Below are 21,174 nucleotides of genomic sequence, written 5' to 3'. Positions count from 1 at the left end.
CAGTTATTTTTGTTCCTTTAAAACTAAATACAAGATATCCGATGAAGCAAAACTGGCTAAAAGCCATTCTTCCGCATCTGGCAGCAATTGGTATTTTCATATTGCTGGCAACGGTTTACTGCTCTCCTGTATTGGAAGGCAAGATAGTAAACCAGAGCGACATGATGAACGTAACCGGAATGGCCAAAGAGGCGAAGGACTATTATGCAGCGACGGGAGAAGCCCCCCTGTGGACCAACAGCATGTTTTCGGGAATGCCTTCCTATGTGATTTACACAGGCCCCGGCAAAAACGCGCTCACTACCGTCAACCAGTTAGTCACCCTCTACCTGCCCTCCCCTGTTAACATGCTGTTCCTCGCAATGATCAGCATGTACCTCCTGGCTTGTATACTGGATTTCAAATACTGGATCAGGATAATGGGCGCCATCGCTTTTGCTTTTTGCTCCTATAATGTGATCCTCATTGATGTAGGACACATCACCAAAATGTACGACATCGCATTGATGCCCGCGGTGATGGCCGGTATCATCCTCACCTACCGGGGCCGCCTCATCGGCGGGTTCGGCCTTACAGCCATCGCTACCGGTCTGCTGATCTATAACAATCACCTGCAAATGATCTATTATACCCTGATCATGATACTGGTGATGGTGGTTGGCGCAGCGATCCATGCCTATAAAACGCGGACTATACCACAATTTATCAAAGCCTCTGTCATACTGGCTGTCGCCGGTGTATTGGGTATTTTGCCTGCGGCCGATAACCTGCTGCCGGTAAAAGAATATACCGACTATACCATGCGCGGCAGCAAATCCGAACTCACCCTGGGTAAGGAAGATGCAAAAGAAAATAAATCCACCGGACTGGATAAAGACTACGCTTTCGAATGGAGCTATGGCGTTCCTGAATCCTTCACATTCATGATCCCCGGCTTCGTAGGCAACTCTTCCGGTCAGAAACTGGGTACCGGCTCCCACGTATACGAACAAATGATCAGCCTCGGCGCACCCGCCGGTCAGGTAGAACAATACATGGAACAGATGAAATTCCCGCTGTACTACGGCGCCCAGGAAAGAGGTACTTCCGGCCCGGTGTATGTAGGCGCCATCATCTGTTTCCTCTTTATCCTCGCACTGCTGGTGGTAGACAGCTGGCACAAATGGTGGCTGGTAGCCGTTACCATCATCGGCTTCATCCTCGCCTGGGGTAAAAACTTCGCCTTCATCAACGATTTCCTTTTTTATCACCTGCCCCTGTACAATAAATTCAGAGCGCCATCACAAGCCCTGGTACTGCCTTCCTTCACTTTTGTAGTACTGGCCTGCTGGGCCCTGCAGGAAGTGGCCAATGGTAAACATACCAAAGAAGCGCTGCTGAACAAACTGAAACAAGGTACCTTCATCACTGGCGGTATCATTGTAGTTATCGGTATCCTCGGCAGCATGTTCTGGAACTTCAGCGGCCATAGCGATGCTACCATGCTGCAGTACTTCGGACAAATGCTGGGCGGTGAAGAAAACGCCAAACTCATGATCCGCGCACTGGAAAAAGACCGTAGCTCGCTGCTGCTGAAAGACAGCTTCCGCTCACTCGTATTTATCCTCATTGCCGCAGGCGCCATCTGGGCTTACCTGAAAGACAAACTGCAATGGCAACCAGCGGCGCTCATCCTGGTAGCAGCAGTAGCAGTGGACCTCTGGCAGGTTGACCGTAACTACCTCGGTAAAGACAGCTATATAGACGAGACGGCCATGATGGCTCAATTCCAGCCTTCTGCGGCAGACCTGCAAATTAAACAGGACCCGGACCCGTACTATCGCGTGTTTAATCTGACCACTTCTCCCTTTGATGACGCTATCCCGTCCTACTTCCACAAAAATATCGGTGGTTACAGCCCGGCTAAACTGTGGATATACCAGGACCTGATCACCCATCAGATCTCTAAAAACAATATGGGCGTGCTCAACATGCTCAACGCCAAATATTTCATTGTACCGGATCAGAAAACCGGCCAACCCGTAGCACAACGCAACCCGGATGCTAACGGCAACGCCTGGTTTGTAAAAGGTATCGTATGGGCCCCCAACGCCAATACAGAAATGAAAACGCTGGATTACCTGCATACCAAAGACTCTGCCGTTGTAGACAACCGTTTTGCAAAAGAACTGGGTGCTAACTACCAGCCTGCAGCTACAGACAGCAACGCTACCATTAAACTCACCAAATACGGTCTCAATAGCCTGGAATACGCTTCCAGCAATACACAGGAAGGCCTCGGCGTATTCTCCGAGATTTACTACCCTGCCGGCTGGAACGCTTACATCGATGGTAAAAAAACAGACATCGTAAGAGTAGACTATGCATTGCGCGGCCTGAAAATACCGGCCGGTCAGCATAAAATTGATCTTAAATTTGAGCCGGCTACTTTCTATAAAGCCCAAAAAATATCTTCCATTACGTCTATCCTGCTGCTGATAGCAGCGATCGGTTCGTTTATATGGGAAGGGGTGGCTGCCGGTAAGAAAGAAGAAAAGACAGCAGCGTAACGTCTGCTACCAACATAAAAAAGCGCCTTGATAATGTATCAAGGCGCTTTTTTATGTCATGATGTCGATTAATATTTTTTCGAGAAGATATACCGCAACCCAATAAACAAATGATGCGTAAAATTGGGTATATGCCCGTAATAACGGCTCAGGATCTTGTACCGCTCCTTCCAGGCCAGCTGCTGCCGTTGCTTGGAAGTGCCGCCCACCCTGAATTTTGATACGGTAAGATGTGTATTGCAAATATGACGGGATGCTTTCAGTGTGCGGATCATCCAATCGATATCGGCGCATACTTTGTATTGCAGATCGTACAACGGACTCAATCGTCTGCGTATGATATATGCCTGATGAGATACGACCATGCCGTGTTTCAGGCTTTTCCAGTCCAGTTGCGCCGGTACTTTATGCGGCGTCTGTTCCGAACGTAACCCCAGCTCTTTCCCGTTTTCATCGATGAACATCGCTTCTCCGTAATACACATCGGCATCCGGACAAGCATGCATCATCTTTTCAATCACGGTATCATCTGCCAGCACATCATCTGCATTGAGAAACAACAGGTATTCGCCGGTAGCCAGCTGCATGCCTTTATTCATGGCATCATACAACCCTTTGTCTTTTTCCGATATCACCTTAGCGATCCGTGAACGAAATGGAGCTATGACCTCCAGCGTATTGTCTTTGGAAGCGCCATCTACAATGATATACTCAATATGCGGATAGGTTTGCGACAGCACGCTACGGATGGTACTTTCAATAAACCTGCCGGCATTGTAGCATACCGTAATAATACTGACAACCGGTGATGATCGTTTATCCGTCACAGTTATTCGCTTTAGAATTTATTGATCACTTCCACCACTTTCTCAATATCTGCTGTCGTATGGCAATAAGAGCAAGGCAGGCTCAGCGTAGTACGGTGTATCTCTTCTGAAATAGGATAAGAAGTGCCTTCGATTATCCCTTTCATCGCTTTCTGCTGATGCGGTGGTAGCGGATAGTGGATATCCGTTTTCACGCCGTTGTCCAGCAGGAATTGTTTCAGCTCATCGCGGCGTTCGTGGCGGATATTGTAGATATGGTACACATCAAAATAATCCGGGTGTACCACAGGTTTAATAAAATCGCTCTTCAGTCCCTGATGATAGATATCCGCCAGTTTTCGTTTATGCTCAGTGATCTGCGCCAGGTATTTGAACTTCACACTGAGGAAAGCCGCCTGCACTTCATCCAAACGGGAATTATAACCGACTACTTCATTGTAATACTTTACATCAGAGCCATAGTTGCGTAATCTGCGGATAGCTGTGGCCAGCTCATCATCATTGCACAATACCGCACCGGCATCGCCCAGGGCGCCCAGGTTTTTGGTAGGATAAAAACTGAAAGCGCCAAATTCCCCGAAAGTGCCTGTCAGCTGCCCTTTGAAGGAAGCGGCATGTGACTGCGCACAGTCTTCTATCAGCACCAGGTTGTGTTTTTCCTTGATGGCCACGATCTTGTCCATCTCGCAGCTTTTACCATAGAGATGCACTACCATAATAGCCCGGGTACGGGGGGTAATGGCAGCGGGAATTTTCTCCGGGTCAATATTGTACGTATGGATATCCGGCTCTACCAGTACGGGTTTCAGACCGCATTGCGCAATAGAGAGGATGGTGGCAATATAGGTATTGGAGGGTACGATGACTTCATCGCCGGGCGCAAAATTGAACGCACGCAAACTCAGGATGAGGGCATCGAGGCCGTTGGCCAGTCCCAGGCAGTGTTTCACGCCATGGTACTGCGCATAGTCGGTTTCAAATTCCTTTACTTTATTACCCAGTATATACCAGCCGCTTTCCAGCGTATCGTTGAAAGCTGCTTTGAATTCGTTGAAAAAGGGCTTATTCAGTAAGCCGAGGTTTTCATAATCAATCATAACCTTCTCAGTTGTCATAAGGTTCATAAATATAATCCGCTGCGTCAAAAGGCGTAGAGGCCATCACCAGCAATACGGCATCAGGTGTAAAATGATGCATGGTATGCCAGTCTTCCGGCTCCAGTATCAGGCATTTATTCGGATGGTCCAGCACGAAGTCGGTCTGCTCTCCTTTGCCATTGTTGTTGGACACGATACAGCTGCCATGTACACAGATGGCGGCCTGTACAGTTTTGTGATGACGGTGGCCCCCTCTCACGGAATCATCCACACCGTAGATGTAAAAGATCCTTTTGATATCGAAAGGGATCTGTTTTTCTATAACGGTAAGGTTTCCCCGTTTATCACTATGTGTCGTCAGATTGATGATATGTGCCATACGTCGTATTTAAATCCCGGATTCCTTCAGGGGATATATATGATAAACATTTGTCAGTTTGCGCAGCAGGGTCACCAGCATGGCTTTCAGTCCGGATGGACGGGGCCTTGCGCCGTGCGGATCGAAAGACGGATCTATGCCCGCTACCAGCCGCTTTGTTTTCTCCAGTTCCAGGATATATGGTTCATAGAACAGTTTTTTCACTGCTGGTGTAATGGTGCGTCTGCCCAGTTCTATGGTATTGTCATTAAAATATTTCAGGTAATGGAAATGGTAAAAAATCGGATCAAACTCTTTGCCGGTGCTGATTTCACGGCAACGCAAACGGTCGCCGGCCTTAAACACATCGTATTGCTGGATGTTCCAGAGAGCCAGGCCTCCACCCGGGTTTTCCATTACCCATACATTCAGGAAGCGGGTAGGCCAGTCGTCCAGGTATTTCTGATCGCCGAACTTACCATCTTCATGCCGGTCGTAACACCAGTCCAGGCAGGCATTACGCCACCATTCCAGGGCTTCCAGCCCCCAACGGTTGTTGCGGAAAGTAATATACTGTACACAGTATTTACCACTCAGCTTACTCTTATCGTACTTCGGCGTATACCGGTGTTCGGTGATCATCACGGAGTGGTTGCCCATCTCCTCCATCAGTACACGGGGATTATTATAGAAATACAGGTCCGCATCGATATAGGTACAATGCGGCAACTGAAATTGTTGTATGCAATAAAGAATAGTGGAAGAACTGCAGGTCCAGCAATATTCTGCCCTGTTACGTGTAGGTTTTACCTTCAGCAGTGCGGGATCTTCAAATTCTGACAGCGGGATCACCGTGAGGTGCGGCAGTGCCATTTTCCGTAAAACCGACAGACATTTGTCGTCAAATGCGAAAACATACAGGTGGAAATCGGAACAGACAGCGGCCAGCGAGGTATACATGGCCAACCCACGGGACAAATAATTACTGTCAAACAGTGTACAATAATATAATGTTGAATCTCTTTCGTTCATAATCTGGTTTTATTCCTTCGCCATTTCCAGGATGACGGTCTTACGAAACCACCCCGGAAACAGGCCCCCTAACGCATCGAGCACTTTAAAGCCTGCCGACACATATAGTTTTCGTTTTATTTGCACCCCACCCACCTGCCGGAGCAGGTCATCAAAGTCGCGCAGCGACAATTGGTGAATGTGCCCTGTGTTGTACCAGGTGTAACCAAACAGCATCCGGGTGGGCATTCTGCCATTCACCAGCATATCCAGCCGGTTGGTAAAGTAGGCAAAGTTAGGAAATGAGACGATCTGACGGCGGGATACCCGCTTCATTTCCGCCAATAATTTCTCCGGGTACATCACCATCTGGATGGTAACATTACATACCGCAGTGTCAAATTCATCATCTCCATAGGGTAACGTTTCATCGATACGCCCCCTGGTTACCTGCAGGCCTTTCTGCTGACAGATGTTCACACCTGTCTCTGAAAGCTCCATACCCTGGCAGCGGCATTGTTTTTCCCGTTGCATGGCCTCTATTAACAGGCCATTACCGCAACCCAGGTCCAGCACTTTGCTGCCGGCCTCCAGTAAACTGGTTATTTTGCGGTATTCCGGTCTTTCATTGGGTAGAATGTTCGAATAATCGTAATTCCGATTATCATTATTCATGCATATGGTTTTGTGAGTTGAAAGTTGGACACCTGGTTACCAATTTCTACCGTCAAATAGCCTCCTGCCTGTTAGCCCCCGGGAAACACGGACACCGTGTACCCTACCTGTTTTTGATAAATCGCTTAATCCGTTGAACGAAACCTAATCTGTTGGACCTGAAATAATCTTCGAAGGCGGTAGTACCCTGTACACTGGCTTCTATGGGTATTTTCTGTAACTGCACCGGCGTGGGCGACAATACTACTTCAAATTTCTCCGCATCGGCTTCATCCATATGGGTGGCCGATTCATCCCCCCCTATATTCTGTACCAGTGAGCGGGAAGGATATAATGTCAGCATATTCTTCAAAAATGCAGAAGCATACCAGCGGATAGCCCAGGAATCATTCTGGCCGCTGATCTGCTTACGCAGCATTTTCATATAGTCGTAGGTGTTGTTAAAATCGAAAGCCCTGCTCTCTCCTTTCAACCGGATCGCATCATACAGTTTCTGCCCATCGGCCTCAAACTGTTTCCAGGCACGAGCCCAGGTGGCCCAGCCCCAGCAATCCGCCCCGCGGATAAAAAATGTCTCCGGCAGCTTTTCCTGTACCGGATAAACATATCCATGTAAAGACGCTACCTGCGGCTCGTCTTCATACAGGTCCAACCCCTCATTCATATACCGTAAAAAATAGGGAGACAACACCAGGTCATCTTCCACTATAATCGCTTTCCCATGTTTTTCAATGACTTCCGTAACCCCGGTAATCACCGATTTAGCCAGCCCATAGTTCTGGACCCGCTCGGCGATATGTACCGTACCACACCATTGGCGGCTGCGGATTACTTCCCGGGTAGCCGCTATCTGCTGCAACGTTTCCGCAGTAGCACCTTCTTTTGGCCCATCCGCAAAAACATACAACTCACTCTCTGCCGCTTCCGGATTGAGCGCCAGGCTCTCCAGGGCCTTTCTCGCAATATCCGGTCGCTTATAGGCGAAAAAAATAATCGGTGCTAATGTTGCCATAATACTTATTTATAGAACCCGACAGCCAATCCTTTGCCAATCGGATAAATCCCTTCTACCTTAATGCCGGGCAAATTGTTCCAGCGCTCCAGTATGCTCATCTCTGCATCCCGCAGGGAATCGTCCAGGAAAAAGGTTGCCCCCGGCCTAGCCATCGACTGTAAAGACGGTACCGTATTATAACGGCTCTCATCTCCGCCCGCAGGCCCGTCTACAATTAGCCAGTCAAACGGCTCCATAAATGGCAACGCCGCCAAACCGCCAAACTGCCGGAAGTCATATCCCTCACCAGGACCGCTTACCGGCAAATGATAAATATGAATACCCTTTTCCAGCCCCAGTTCTTTCAAACGTCCTTCCAAACGGGCTTTCTCCTTACTATCCTGTTCCAGGGACAATAATATCCCATCCGGACGATGCAGCGAAAAATATTTGGCAAACATAACGGTGCTCACCCCGCAACCACATTCTACAATCACTTTCGGGCGCTCCTGTACCAGGCGGTTCCACAACTGCGCCATAGATGCAGCGTCCATGGTCCAATGCCCCAGGATCACACCGTCATACAGCCCCTTTAATTCGGGTACCGGTATGGATGCGCCTGGTGTTTTTAACCAATGGTAGGATGGGCTCAGCGTATTCTCCTCTTTGGAAAACCGTCGCCAAAAGGCCTTTTTCTTCTCCCAAAAAGACAGCGGATAAGGCTTTACCGGCATCCTGCGATTCGCAAAATACAGGTAATTCCGAATGAGCATTTTTATTAACATGCGTAAATCAGGTTTATGAAACTATACAATATCCACAGCCCTTCCAGCCTGACATTGATGGCAGCAAAATAAGGTCATAAATTGCAGATTGCAAATTATAAAAAAAATTTATTGTTTGTTGTGCTCTAATACACAATTCCTGACAGTAATCTCGCCCCCTTAAAGATTCTTTCTATATTTGCGCTTCATAAAACAGAACATGGGCATCATCCGAAAACAAAGCATTTATTCATCAATTTTCATTTACATAGGATTTGCCTTCGGAGCAGTCAACCTGATTATGCTGATGCCCAAATTCCTCACTAAAGAGGAAATCGGTCTTACCCGCGTACTCATCGATGTCAGCACCCTCCTCGCTACCTGTGCCTCTCTGGGTGCGGTACCGGTGATCAATAAGTTCTTTCCCTTCTATCACGAATACCTGAAACCGGAGAAAAACGATCTGCCCAAACTCACGCTCATCGTGTCACTCATCGGCTACGGACTGTTCATCCTCTTTACACTTCTTTTCAAAGGATTGATCATCCGTAAGTTCAGCGGTAATTCCCCGCTCTTTATTACCTATTTTAATGGTATCTATCCCCTGACGTTTTTTATTCTGATGTTTAACATGCTGGAAGGCTTTGCCTGGGGACTGCATAAAACCGTGGCCTCCAACTTCCTGAAAGAAGGCGGCATCCGCATGGCTTCTACCATTATGCTGCTACTGCTGGCCTTTGCCCAGATCAGCGTAGGACAGTATATCGACTGGTTTAGTTTGCCTTACGCCATTGCTGCGATCATCTTATTAATTATCATCTGGCGTACAGGTCAATTGAAGTTTAACCCCGGCGGCCTCAGTAACGTCACCCGGCGGCTGGGTAAACGGATGTTTATCTTCAGCAGTTATGTATTTTCTTCCAACGTGTTCACCCTGCTGCGGAAAACCAACGACGTACTGATTATCTCCAGTCTGCATGGACTGGAACAGGCAGGCCTGTTCAGCTATGCCATCTTCGTGATCAGTTTCATGGAAGTGCCGCAACGCAGCATGTACGCCATCACCACCCCTATCCTGGCTACTGCCTGGAAAAACAAGGACCTGGCCAAAATACAGGAACTGTATACCAAAAGCTCCATCACCCTGTCTATCGCCGGTGTCGGCATTTTCGGGGCCATCTGGTTATCGGTGCACAACCTGGTGTTGTACCTGGGACCAGGCTGGGAGTTGATTGTGCAGATTATATTTATCCTCGGCCTGGCTAAAATGATTGATCTCATCACCGGTATCAACAACCAGATCATTCAAACCTCCAACTACTGGCGGTTTGACTTTGTCAGCTCCATTGTGGTGGTATTTATTTCCATTGCCCTGAACTATATCCTGCAAAAACGGATCGGCACCATTGGCGCCGCTTATGCCGATCTGATTACTGTAGGTCTTTTTAACCTGATTCGTTTCGGCTTTATCTGGATACGTTTCGGTATGCAGCCGCTCAACTGGAAAACGTTATGGGCGGTGCTGCTGGGCATTGGAGGCGTGTTGCTGGTACAACAGTTGCCATTTATGCTCAATATGTATGTTGATACGATCGTCCGCTCCATTCTCTTTATGGGACTGTTTGGCGCAGCAGTCATCAACGCCCGCCTGTCGGAAGATGTGAATAATGGCTGGGAAGTGATCAAAGGCAAGATAGGCTTACGGTACTAGAGCCTGCCGCCGCCTGCGAAATAACGTTTCCAGTAAGGTTCGTTGAGATCACTGATCATCACACCATTGCTGGTGGAAGCGTGTACAAATTTGTCGTTATCGAGATAAACGCCGACGTGAGAGATACGTCTGTGATGGATTTTAAAGAAAACCAGGTCCCCTTCCCGGAGGTCGCGTTCTTTTAAGTGTTGCCTTACCTTGCTGTATAATTCTACGGAATTACCGGTCAGCGCAAACTGAAATACAGTGCTCACCAATGTGTTCACAAAACCGGAACAGTCAATACCATCACGGGTTTTACCGCCCAGGCGATAAGGTGTGCCCCACCAGTCTTCAATAAATTTATACAAACCGGAATTTAGTACATTTTCTACCGGTACGTCCAGCAATTGTGCGTATTTAAACTGCCAGCTCTGGGCATTTTCCAGGTTAGCGCTGGCATAGGTAATGTTTTTACCGATGCTCACGTTTCTATTGCTGCTGGTGGCAGATCCGCCGTGGGTACGGGAAGGCGTATTGATATGATCGAGGAAGGTGATACGACGCGATTCAGACACCGTAGGCGTGGTATTCCGCTTAACGGTACTTTTTTTGATGGTAGAACAGGAACCTAATGCCATTGCACAAACCGATAACTTCATCCATAATTGCCCCTTTATTCTCATCATAGTGTCTGGTTAAAAAAATTTGCGCTAAAATATTGATTAATTACAAATTATGAACGCAAATAATCGATTTTTATTGAACCAAAATTCTATCGTACTTTTGACGCCTGACGAAACAGCTTAGCAGATGATCTTTTCCCACTTACACGTACACACGCAATTTTCACTACTGGATGGTGCAGCCGATATCAAATCACTGTACAAAAAAGCCATGGCCTCCAATCAGCCGGCACTGGCTATTACGGACCATGGAAATATGTTTGGTGCTTTCCAGTTTGTGGCAGAAGCATATAACAATAAACTCAATCCCGGTGATCCAAAGGATAAAAGACTGAAAGTAAAACCGATTGTCGGTTGTGAGTTCTACCTCGTGGAAAACCGCCACAAACGTGCTTTTACCCGTGAAGAAAAAGATATCCGTTATCACCAGGTACTCCTGGCGAAAGATGACGAAGGATACCGCAACCTGATCAAACTCTGCTCCCTGGGCTATATGGAAGGGCTTTACGGTAAATATCCGCGTATCGATAAAGAACTGATTTTACAATACCATAAAGGACTGATCGCTACCACCTGCTGCCTGGGCGCTTCTGTGCCGAAAACCATTCTGCGCAAAGGAGAAGAAGAAGGCGAAAAGGAATTTAGATGGTGGCTGGATATTTTCGGAGATGATTTCTACGTGGAAATGCAACGCCATGGCATCCCCGAACAAGACCAGGTAAACCAGGTGCTGCTGAAATATGCGGCCAAATACAATGTAAAAATCATTGCCTCCAATGACTCGCACTATGTAGACCAGGCCGATGCCAACGCGCACGACATCCTGCTCTGTATCAATACCGGCGAGAAAAAAAGCACGCCTACCAACAAAGAATTCTCTGACGATGAGGTATCGTCCAAAAATACCCGCTTCGCGTTTTATAACGACCAGTTCTATTTTAAAACGACGGAAGAAATGAGCGCATTGTTCCATGATCTTCCACAAGCCATAGACAATACCAACGAAATTGTGGATAAAGTGCAGCTACTGGACCTGAAGCGTGATATCCTGCTGCCCAACTTCCCCATTCCGAAAGAATTTCTGACGCAGGACCAATACCTGCGGCATCTCACCTACGAAGGCGCCCGCACCCGCTACGTGGAAATGACCGCCGATATTGAAGAACGTATCAACTTTGAATTGCAGGTAATCGAAAACATGGGTTTTGCCGGTTACTTCCTCATCGTATCCGACTTCATCAAGGCCGGTCGCGACCTCGGCGTATTCATCGGCCCCGGCCGTGGCTCCGCCGCCGGTTCAGCGGTGGCTTACTGTATCGGTATTACCAATATCGATCCCATCAAATACAACCTCCTGTTCGAACGTTTCCTTAACCCGGACCGTAAGAGCATGCCCGATATCGATACGGACTTCGATGATGAAGGCCGTCAGAAAGTAATCGATTATGTGGTACAGAAATATGGCCGCAACCAGGTAGCACAGATCATTACCTACGGTACTATGGCCGCCAAAATGAGTATCAAGGACGTAGCCCGTGTAATGGACCTGCCCCTTATAGACTCCAATGGCCTGGCCAAACTGGTACCCGATAAACCCGGTATCCAGCTGGACCGTATCTTCAACGCACCACTGGAAGGCGAAAAAAGCCTGTCCGAAAAAGAAGGCCTCGCCGGTGAAGATATTGAAAACGTAAAACGCCTGCGGGAACTCATCAAAGGTGATGACCTGCAAGGTGAAGTACTCCGGGAAGCCTGCGTACTGGAAGGCTCCGTACGTAACACCGGTATCCATGCAGCCGGTATCATCATCGCCCCGCAGGACCTCTACGATCTTATTCCCGTATCCACTGCTAAAGACTCTGACCTGCTGGTTACCCAGTTTGAGGGCAGCATCATCGAATCGGCCGGCGTTATCAAGATGGACTTCCTGGGTTTGAAAACCCTTACCATCATCAAAGGCGCGCTGGAGCTGATCCGTATGAACCACGGCGTGGAAATTGAAATCGACAACATTCCGCTGGACGACGCCAAAACATATGAACTGTACCAGAAAGGCGAAACCAACGCCACGTTCCAGTTCGAGTCGCCCGGCATGCAGAAATACCTCCGCGAACTGAAACCGGACCGGTTCGATGACCTCATCGCCATGAACGCCTTGTACCGTCCGGGTCCGCTCGAGTATATCCCGTCTTTCATCCGCCGTAAACACGGTATGGAGCCGGTAACCTTCGACCTGCCGGACATGGAGGAACACCTGGCGGAAACATATGGTATCTGCGTATACCAGGAACAGGTAATGTTGCTCAGTCAGAAACTGGCCAACTTCTCCCGCGGTGATGCGGATATCCTCCGTAAAGCGATGGGTAAAAAACAAATCGCGGTACTGAACAAAATGAAGGCCCAGTTCATGGAAGGTTGCGCCTCCCATGGCTACGACCTGAAAGTCTGCGAAAAGGTTTGGACCGACTGGGAAGCCTTCGCGTCCTATGCGTTCAATAAATCGCACGCTACCTGCTATGCATTTGTGGCCTACCAGACCGCTTACCTCAAAGCCCACTATCCCTCCGAATACATGGCGTCTGTACTGAACTGCGCCAGCAACATTGAGAAGATCACCTTCTTCATGGAAGAATGTAAACGGATGGGCATCGACGTATTGCCGCCGGATGTGAACGAATCCCTGAAAGGTTTTGCGGTAAACAAAAAAGGACAGATCCGTTTCGGCCTCGGTGGCTTGAAAGGCGTGGGTGAAGCAGCCGTGGAAAATTTGCTGGAAGAACGAAAAAAAGAAGGCACTTTCAAAACCGTATTCGACTTTATCAAACGCGTGAACCAACGCGCTGTCAATAAAAAATCACTGGAGGCCCTGATTATGTCCGGCGCTTTCGACTGTTTCCCGGAATTCCACCGGGCGCAGTATTTCCATAAGCCGGAAAACGAGCCGATGAGCGGTCTCGATAAAATCGTGAAATTCGGCCAACAGGTTTCAGCAGGCGCATCCCCTATCGCCAGCCTCTTCGGAGCGGACGAGATGCCGGATGTAGAGCCGCCGAAAATCCCGAACTGCGATCCATGGCCGCTGATCATGAAACTCAACAACGAACGTGACATTACAGGTATCTACATCTCCGGTCACCCGCTGGACGACTACCGTTTCGAGCTGAAGCACTATAACATGAACTCCGTACAGGAACTGGTGGAATATCAGGCTGAAATAGCCACCCCCGGCAGTACTGGCGGCCGTTCCCGTGAACGCAACTTCCGCCTGGCGGTGTATGTCACCAACGCCCAGGAAAGGATCTCCCGCAATAACCGGCAATTTGGTATCATGACCATTGAAGACTACTCCGGCAAATTTGAATTTGCCCTGTGGAGTGAGGACTTCATCCGGTTTGCGCCTTACCTCAAACCCGGTCTGTGCCTGTTCATCAACGGCGGGTTTAAATCCAAGCGCTTTAATGACAATGAATATGAATTCAAGGTAAACAGCATTCAGCTGTTGCAGGAAGTGAAGAAAACACATACCAAACAAGTATATCTCGCTACTTCCCCCAAACACCTGAAACGCGAAACCGTGGATTTCCTGGTAGAAAATATCAACCGCTACCCGGGCAACAGTCCGCTGCATATGCAGCTCGTTGATATTGACAATAATCTCCAGGTAAAACTGCACACTTTCAATAAAAACATCGAGATGAATGACGAGTTGGCGCATTTCCTGCGAAAAGAGCCGGATATCGATGTGTATATCGAGATTATCAATAAGTAGGATGTCAAAAAAGCAGTAATTTGCACTCGGTTCAAGTTTTGATCTAATACACCCGTAAACAATCAAAAACAACTATTAATAAACACCTTTAAATTATAATATCTTATGGCTTTAGAATTCACTGACGCGAACTTTCAAACGGAAGTCCTGGACTCCGATAAATTGACTGTGGTAGATTTTTGGGCAGAATGGTGTGGTCCTTGCCGCGCTATCGGTCCGGTTATCGAAGAACTGTCTAAAGATTATGACGGCAAAGTAAATATCGGTAAAGTTAACGTGGACCTGAACCCTCAGATTTCCATTGACTACGGTATCACCAGCATCCCTGCTATCCTGTTCATCAAAGGTGGTCAGGTGGTTGACAAACAAGTAGGCGCTGTTCCGAAAGCTGTACTCGAGAAAAAAATACAGGCTAACCTGTAAAAGAGATAAACGAAACTGAGTGATGAAAAGCCCTTCCGCAGAACGGAAGGGCTTTTTTATGCGCCACCCCTTCTTACTGTGACGGAAATACCGGATCTGCTCCGTATATTACAGCATCATCAAAACCCGAAAAACCATCTGATTAATTTCTAATAACAACCATCATTGCGCCACACATTTATTATCCTGTTTACCTTACTTTACAGCCTGGCCGCTGTGGGCCAGCGCCAATGCGGCACCGCCGTTGCACTGCAACAGCGGGTTATCGAACATCCCTACCTGCAACAAGTAATTGACAACAATGAAAAAAACATGCTGCGCTGGCAGCAGCTCCGCAGTATGCGGCCACAAGCCAGAGCCGCCACCACCAATCAGGCTGTTACTATCCCGGTAGTCGTGCATATCGTGCTCGATGACCCGGACCTCGTTACCGATGTACAGGTGATGTCGCAAATAGCCGTGCTCAACCAGGACTATAACGCCTCCAATCCGGATGTAAGCATGGTTCCGCCGGTATGGCAGCCTGTTATCGGCAATACCCGTATCAGTTTCTGCCTCGCACAGCGTACGCCCGGTGATGAGCCTACCACGGGCATTGTACGCGTAAAAACAACCGCCGGCCGCAGTTATGATATCAGCGGCGGCGCACCGGACGTAAAATACGACCAATACGGCGGCTCCGATGCCTGGGATACCCAAAAGTACCTCAACATCTGGGTAACCCGCCTTTCGGGCAATTTCCTGGGCGTTGCCGCCCCTCCGGGCGTTGGTTACCCCAGCCAGCAGGAAGGGGTCGTTATCCTCTACTCCGCCTTTGGCACTTCCGGCAGCGTAGGCCGTGTCTATAACCTCGGACGCACCACCACCCATGAAATAGGCCATTATTTCGGACTCAAACATATCTGGGGCGACGACGGCGGTTCCTGCGCCATAGACGACGGTATCACCGATACCCCGCTGCAGGGCGACAATACCTACGGATGCCCCGCTTTCCCCAAAATGGACAACTGCAGCCCCGGCTTCCCCGGTATTATGTTCATGAACTATATGGACTATACCGACGATGCCTGTATGCACCTCTTCACTGCCGGACAGGCAGGCCGTATGCGCGATGTGCTGGAAAACACCGTTGCCAGCCTGATGTCCTCCAACGGCTGCACGCCGGTTGTATTACCGGACAACGACGCCGCCCTGGTGGCCGTTAACGGCGCCAGTGGCAAACGATGTGATAACCGTATCCTGCCGGAGGTTACCCTGCGCAACAAAGGTACCCGCCCGCTCACCTCGGTACGTATTCAATACCGGCTCAATAACGGCACGCCTGTCAGCTACGACTGGCAAGGCAACCTGGCCAGCCTGCAAAGCGTGAAGGTAACGCTGCCGGCCACCCGGGTAACCGTGGGCGCCTATAACCTGCAAGCCTATACGCAGCAGCCAAATGGCCTGCCAGATGCCAATGCAGCCAATGATACCAGCAGCAGCCGCTTCCATTACGACACGGAAGTACAGCTGCCTTTTGAAGAAGGTTTTGAGCAGGACAGCTTCCCTCCTCCGGGATGGGACATCTACAACCCCGACTTCAGCTTCACCTGGGAACGCGACCGGAACACAGGCCACAACAGCAATGCCTCCGCCCTGGTACGCAATAAGGGATACAATGTAAACGATCAGACAGACGACCTCATTACCCCGGTACTGGACGCCCAGGGCCACGACTCCGTGTTCCTCTTCTTTGACGTGGCCGCCGCCGTGTACTCCGATCCCGATATGCTGGCCAATGTGTGGGACACCCTGCAAGTGCTGGTAACCAAAGACTGTCACCAAACCACTGCCCTGGCCTATAGTAAATGGGGCAAAAACCTTATTACCCGCCCCACGGCCACAAAAGACGAGTTCGTTCCTACTCAAAACGAATGGCGCCGTGATTCCGTAGACCTCACCGCCCTGGTGGGAAAAGACAAATTCCAGGTAGTATTCAGGAATATCTCCAACGCGGAGAACAACATCTATATTGACAATATCCGCATTGTCACCAAAGACATCCTTCCGGACCTGCGCAAAGCCGGGGTGCTGATACACCCCAATCCTACCGACGGCATCGTATGGATCAGCTTTTATGAGCGGCCGGACGACCTCCTGCAGGTGAACCTGTACAATGCCGGCGGGCAGTTGGTAGCCTCCAAAGCAGGTAATGCCATTGGCGCCAACAACCGGATGACCTTTAATTTGGTAAATGAGCCAAATGGTGTTTATTTTGTAAAATTAATTTACAGGAACAGGGCCAACACCATTAAATTAATGAAAGTAAGATGACGATGAGACAAGATTATCCGGCAGTTCAGACACTTCTTCAGCAAGCCGCACTGGACACTGACCTGAAGAACATTGCAGAAAAAATCCTCCGCCAGGAAAGAATTACGCCCGCAGATGGGCTGACCTTATTTGAAAAAGGCGATATCGGCTTTTTAGGCGCACTGGCCAACCACGTGCGGGAACGCATGCATGGCGATAAGACTTATTTCAACCGTAATTTTCATATAGAGCCTACCAACGTATGCGTGTTCACCTGTCACTTTTGCTCCTACTCCCGGCTGTATAAAAACCGGGAAGATGGCTGGGAACTGAGCATCGATCAGATGATGGACATCGTAAAAAGCTACGACGGGCAGCCGGTAACGGAAGTGCACATCGTCGGCGGCGTACATCCCAAGATGCAGCTCGATTTCTTCGTGGAACTGATCAAACAAATCAAAGCCCACCGCCCCGATCTGCATGTGAAAGGATTTACAGCGGTGGAACTGGATTATATGTTCCGCAAAGCCAAAGTGAGCGTAGACGAAGGTATGCGTATCCTTAACGAAGCAGGCCTGCAATCCATGCCGGGCGGTGGTGCGGAGATCTTCCATCCCGACGTGCGCGCCAAAATATGCCACGACAAGGTAGATGCAGACGGATGGCTGGCTATTCACCGCGCCGCCCACAATCGTGGTATGGTGACCAACGCCACCATGCTGTACGGTCATATAGAATCCTACGAGCACCGCATCGACCATATGGAACGTTTGCGGCAGCTGCAGGACGAAACACATGGTTTTAATACCTTCATCCCGCTGAAATTCAGGAATAAAGGCAATGATATGTCCGATATCCCGGAATCTTCCATCGTAGAAGACCTGAAACTGTATGCAGTGGCCCGTTTGTATATGGACAACTTCCCGCACCTGAAAGCCTACTGGCCTATGCTGGGAAGAAATACCGCACAGCTCACGCTCTCCTTCGGGGTGAATGACCTGGACGGTACCATCGACGATACCACCAAAATATACAGCATGGCCGGTGCGGAAGAACAAAACCCTTCCATGAACACCGCTCAGCTGGCCCACCTGATTAAACAGGCCGGCAGAAAACCGGTGGAACGCGATACCGTGTACCACGAAATCAAAGATTATACAGATGTAGTTTTCTCTGACGAGGAACTACTGGCCAAATAATATCCTTATGCAGCTACCGTTCAAATACCTGTTGATAGCCGCACTGTATGCGTCCGGCTGTAACAACAATTCCGGCAACAACAACAGCGCCACTACCACGGAAACCGGTACCGGCACCACTACCGGCACGGAAACTCCGAACCAGGCTACCTCCAACGGCAGCGAGTTTAAAAAAGAGGCCGAACTGGCATTTCTGTCCAAAAACAATGCTGATACGATCCGCAAAATTGATATTCAACTCGCGCAAACCGATCAGCAACGGGAAGATGGACTGATGTACCGCAAGTCAATGACCGATAACCAGGGGATGTTATTCATCTTCCCGGATATGGAAGAACGGTCTTTCTGGATGAAAAATACCTATATCTCCCTGGATATCATCTACCTGGATGATAAACTGGAGATCGTGTCTATCCAGAAATATGCAACACCACTGTCAGAACAAAGCCTGCCCTCCTTCAAAAAAGCACAGTATGTGCTGGAAGTGAACGGCGGTTTCTCCGATAAATACCACATTGCCTACGGCGACCGTGTTGTTTATCATAAACAATGATACTAAATAAGAAGCCCCGGCAGACGCCGGGGCTTTTTTTGCTTGATACATATTTGATCGCTAACATTATAGCCTTTAAAGACTATCCTTCATTGACTACCCGCAGAATATGCAGTTGGGTTTTACCCGCAGGCACTTCCCAGTCAATGATATCGCCGGTACTGTACCCCAGCAGGGCAGTACCGATCGGCGAAAGGATAGAGAGTTTCCCCAGCTGAATGTTGCTGGCAGCAGGTAATACCAGCTGCACTTCGCGTACAGCGCCGCTGCGTTCATCTCTGAATTGCAGCGTAGAATTAACCTGTACCACATCGTCGGGTACTTTTGTTTTCCGGATGACCGCTCTTTCCAGCTCCTCTTTCAGCTTGGCTGAACCGGCTGCATGGTAACAAAGCGTTTTCAGGATGTCGTAATCATGTTGGGACACGATAATCTGTTTCTTTTTCATGAAAACAGGATTTAATCAATTATTAACTGATGGCCCCGGATAAAGCGCCGCTCCGGCAGAACGGCCGTTGTCCGGTGCATAAATTTCTTCATATGATCGTATATCCGTTCTCGTTACTCTTCTGTAAAGTGCTGCCGGGTTTACCTGGTCAGGCGCAGCAAAGCCGCAGGCGCCCATCAGTTCAGCCAGCGCATATATGGTATTGCGATGGAAATTAGCCACACGCTCCTTTTTATCGGTCACATTCACACCCTGGTACAGAGTTGGGTCCTGGGTAGCCACACCTACAGGGCAGCTGCCGCTATCGCATTGCAAAGCCTGGATGCAACCCAGTGCCAGCATCATACCTCTGGCGCTGTAGCAGGCGTCTGCACCTAATGCCAGCACTTTCATGATGTCGAAACCGGTGATGATTTTGCCACTGGCCATGATTTTAATGTGCTGTTTCAGGTCATACTTTTTCAGCATGTTCACCACAAAAGCCAGCGCATCATACAAAGGCATACCAATGCTGTCCGTGAATTCCAGCGGAGCGGCGCCGGTACCACCTTCTGCACCATCTACCGTAATAAAGTCGGGGTAGATACCAGTATTGGTCATCGCCGCACAAATACGTTCAAACTCATCTTTACGGCCCACACATAACTTGAAGCCCACCGGCTTACCACCGGAGAGTGTACGCAGCTGCTGTACAAAAGCCAGCATCTCATATTCGTTGCCAAAAGCAGTATGCGCCGCAGGCGATAATACGCTGACACCTGGTTTCACCTTACGGATAGCAGCGATTTCCGGCGTATTCTTAGCCGCCGGCAACACCCCACCCTTACCTGGTTTGGCGCCCTGGCTCAATTTCAATTCTACCATCTTTACAGAAGGGGCTGCAACTGTTTCAGCATATACTTCCGGTGAGAAATTACCTTTCTCATCGCGGCAGCCGAAATAACCGGTACCGATCTGCCAGATCAGGTCACCGCCATGTTGCAGGTGATACGGACTAACGCCACCTTCCCCGGTATTGTGGGCGAATCCGCCTACCAGCGCGCCCCCGTTGAGGGAAAGGATAGCTGTTTTACTCAGCGCACCGTAACTCATTGCGCTGATATTTAATAAACTCGCGTTGTATGGCTGGCTGCATTGCCCGTTACCGATGGTTACACGCAGCGCTTCCGCCTTTACTTTCGTAGGAAACGCCGTATGTGCAGCCCACTCATAACCCGGCTCATACATGTCTGCCAGTGCACCAAAAGCAACGGTTTGTTTTACGTCTTTGGCACGCTGATACACCACTGCCCGTTGACGGCGGCTAAACGGCCGGCCATCGGTGTCAGACTCGAAAAAGTATTGACGCATCTCCGGTCTGATATGCTCCAGCAGGTAACGCAGCCGTCCCAGTAAGGGATAGTTGCGTAACAAGGCATGTTTGCCCTGGAAGCGGTCGAACAACGTCAACAACGTGAGGCCAACGGCCACCGGTAATAAAATCCATCCTGTTAAATAACCGCGATAAAGGCTTGCAGCCACGCTCACATCCACCAACAGGCATAAAAGATAAACTGCCCATCGTGCTATCCGATGATTCATAAAACTGTTTTTATAAGATTGTTTTGGTAATTGCTATGGATTTTTACTACAGATACAAGCGTGCAGGTATTCTCCCCCCGGTACAACTGTTACGATGCTATAAGTTGCCCGGGCTTAATTGTTGAAGTCTTTTGGACAGGATAAAAACGGCAACAGGAACCCGCCCGTACAGATACGGTGTTGGCTACAGCAGGTTAATATGTTAGTTGCCTTACTCACTTGTAATAAAATGAGTAACAAAGATAGGCCTTTTCCTGA

17 protein-coding genes are annotated in these 21,174 nt (G+C 49.0%); 7 read left to right on the top strand and 10 right to left on the bottom strand.

From position 1 onward, the window contains the following. Nucleotides 1-41 precede the first annotated feature (41 nt). Nucleotides 42-2,549 (top strand): YfhO family protein, encoded by a 2,508-nt coding sequence (locus ICL07_RS28665; protein ID WP_188091493.1) that lies wholly within the window; start codon nt 42-44, stop codon nt 2,547-2,549. A 68-nt stretch (nt 2,550-2,617) separates the two neighbouring features. On the opposite strand, the gene ICL07_RS28660 is transcribed toward ICL07_RS28665, so the two are convergent. From ICL07_RS28660 to ICL07_RS28630, 7 genes are all read right to left on the bottom strand, one after another. Beyond that, entirely contained in the window at nt 2,618-3,376 is a 759-nt protein-coding gene (locus ICL07_RS28660) for a glycosyltransferase (protein ID WP_188091492.1), read from the bottom strand. An 11-nt stretch (nt 3,377-3,387) separates the two neighbouring features. Next, complete coding sequence (locus ICL07_RS28655) at nt 3,388-4,473, bottom strand: DegT/DnrJ/EryC1/StrS family aminotransferase (RefSeq protein ID WP_188091491.1); 1,086 nt, start codon at nt 4,471-4,473, stop codon at nt 3,388-3,390. 7 nt (nt 4,474-4,480) lie between these two features. After that, complete coding sequence (locus ICL07_RS28650) at nt 4,481-4,852, bottom strand: sugar 3,4-ketoisomerase (protein WP_188091490.1); 372 nt, start codon at nt 4,850-4,852, stop codon at nt 4,481-4,483. A 9-nt stretch (nt 4,853-4,861) separates the two neighbouring features. Further along, on the bottom strand, nt 4,862-5,863 hold the full coding sequence (locus ICL07_RS28645; RefSeq protein WP_188091489.1) for a glycosyl transferase: 1,002 nt from the start codon (nt 5,861-5,863) through the stop codon (nt 4,862-4,864). A 9-nt stretch (nt 5,864-5,872) separates the two neighbouring features. After that, a complete protein-coding gene (locus tag ICL07_RS28640; RefSeq protein WP_188091488.1) occupies nt 5,873-6,517 on the bottom strand; it encodes a methionine biosynthesis protein MetW in 645 nt (214 codons plus the stop codon). 103 nt (nt 6,518-6,620) lie between these two features. After that, the gene (locus ICL07_RS28635; RefSeq protein ID WP_188091487.1) at nt 6,621-7,529 is read right to left on the bottom strand and encodes a glycosyltransferase family protein; all 909 of its coding nucleotides are present in this window, start codon (nt 7,527-7,529) and stop codon (nt 6,621-6,623) included. Between the two features lie 5 nt (nt 7,530-7,534). Next, nucleotides 7,535-8,296, bottom strand: a complete 762-nt coding sequence (locus ICL07_RS28630) for a class I SAM-dependent methyltransferase (protein ID WP_188091486.1) — start codon at nt 8,294-8,296, stop codon at nt 7,535-7,537. Nucleotides 8,297-8,495: 199 nt separating this feature from the next. On the opposite strand from ICL07_RS28630, the gene ICL07_RS28625 reads away from it, so the two are divergent. Continuing rightward, nucleotides 8,496-9,986 (top strand): lipopolysaccharide biosynthesis protein, encoded by a 1,491-nt coding sequence (locus ICL07_RS28625; protein WP_188091485.1) that lies wholly within the window; start codon nt 8,496-8,498, stop codon nt 9,984-9,986. On the opposite strand, the gene ICL07_RS28620 is transcribed toward ICL07_RS28625, so the two are convergent. Further along, complete coding sequence (locus ICL07_RS28620) at nt 9,983-10,654, bottom strand: C40 family peptidase (RefSeq protein WP_188091484.1); 672 nt, start codon at nt 10,652-10,654, stop codon at nt 9,983-9,985. The genes ICL07_RS28625 and ICL07_RS28620 overlap by 4 nt on opposite strands. A 124-nt stretch (nt 10,655-10,778) precedes the next feature. Between ICL07_RS28620 and dnaE the strand changes: the two genes are divergently transcribed. The 5 genes from dnaE to ICL07_RS28595 all read left to right on the top strand — a co-directional run bounded on the left by dnaE (nt 10,779) and on the right by ICL07_RS28595 (nt 18,887). Next, entirely contained in the window at nt 10,779-14,420 is a 3,642-nt protein-coding gene (gene dnaE / locus ICL07_RS28615; RefSeq protein ID WP_188091483.1) for a DNA polymerase III subunit alpha, read from the top strand. Nucleotides 14,421-14,525: 105 nt separating this feature from the next. Next, nucleotides 14,526-14,843, top strand: a complete 318-nt coding sequence (gene trxA / locus ICL07_RS28610) for a thioredoxin (protein ID WP_188091482.1) — start codon at nt 14,526-14,528, stop codon at nt 14,841-14,843. A gap of 165 nt (nt 14,844-15,008) precedes the next feature. Continuing rightward, nucleotides 15,009-17,156: a M43 family zinc metalloprotease gene (locus tag ICL07_RS28605; protein ID WP_188091481.1), complete on the top strand. Its 2,148-nt coding sequence runs from the start codon at nt 15,009-15,011 to the stop codon at nt 17,154-17,156. Beyond that, nucleotides 17,153-18,334, top strand: coding sequence for an aminofutalosine synthase MqnE (gene mqnE, locus ICL07_RS28600; protein WP_188091480.1), 1,182 nt, complete (start codon nt 17,153-17,155; stop codon nt 18,332-18,334). The genes ICL07_RS28605 and mqnE overlap by 4 nt, the downstream gene beginning before the upstream one ends. Nucleotides 18,335-18,341: 7 nt before the next feature. Further along, nucleotides 18,342-18,887, top strand: coding sequence for a DUF192 domain-containing protein (locus ICL07_RS28595; RefSeq protein ID WP_188091479.1), 546 nt, complete (start codon nt 18,342-18,344; stop codon nt 18,885-18,887). An 82-nt stretch (nt 18,888-18,969) separates the two neighbouring features. On the opposite strand, the gene ICL07_RS28590 is transcribed toward ICL07_RS28595, so the two are convergent. Together ICL07_RS28590 and ICL07_RS28585 are read right to left on the bottom strand one after the other, a co-directional pair. Next, nucleotides 18,970-19,335, bottom strand: coding sequence for a GreA/GreB family elongation factor (locus ICL07_RS28590; protein WP_188091478.1), 366 nt, complete (start codon nt 19,333-19,335; stop codon nt 18,970-18,972). A gap of 15 nt (nt 19,336-19,350) precedes the next feature. Continuing rightward, nucleotides 19,351-20,916 carry an FMN-binding glutamate synthase family protein gene (locus tag ICL07_RS28585; protein WP_188091477.1) on the bottom strand — a complete coding sequence of 522 codons (1,566 nt, stop codon included), beginning with the start codon at nt 20,914-20,916 and terminating at the stop codon, nt 19,351-19,353. Nucleotides 20,917-21,174 lie beyond the last annotated feature (258 nt).

It is taken from the genome of Chitinophaga qingshengii (genome assembly GCF_014529935.1).
Lineage (GTDB): Bacteria > Bacteroidota > Bacteroidia > Chitinophagales > Chitinophagaceae > Chitinophaga > Chitinophaga qingshengii.
Note: the sequence above shows the minus strand (reverse complement) of the source record. Positions and strands in the feature narration are given on the sequence as shown.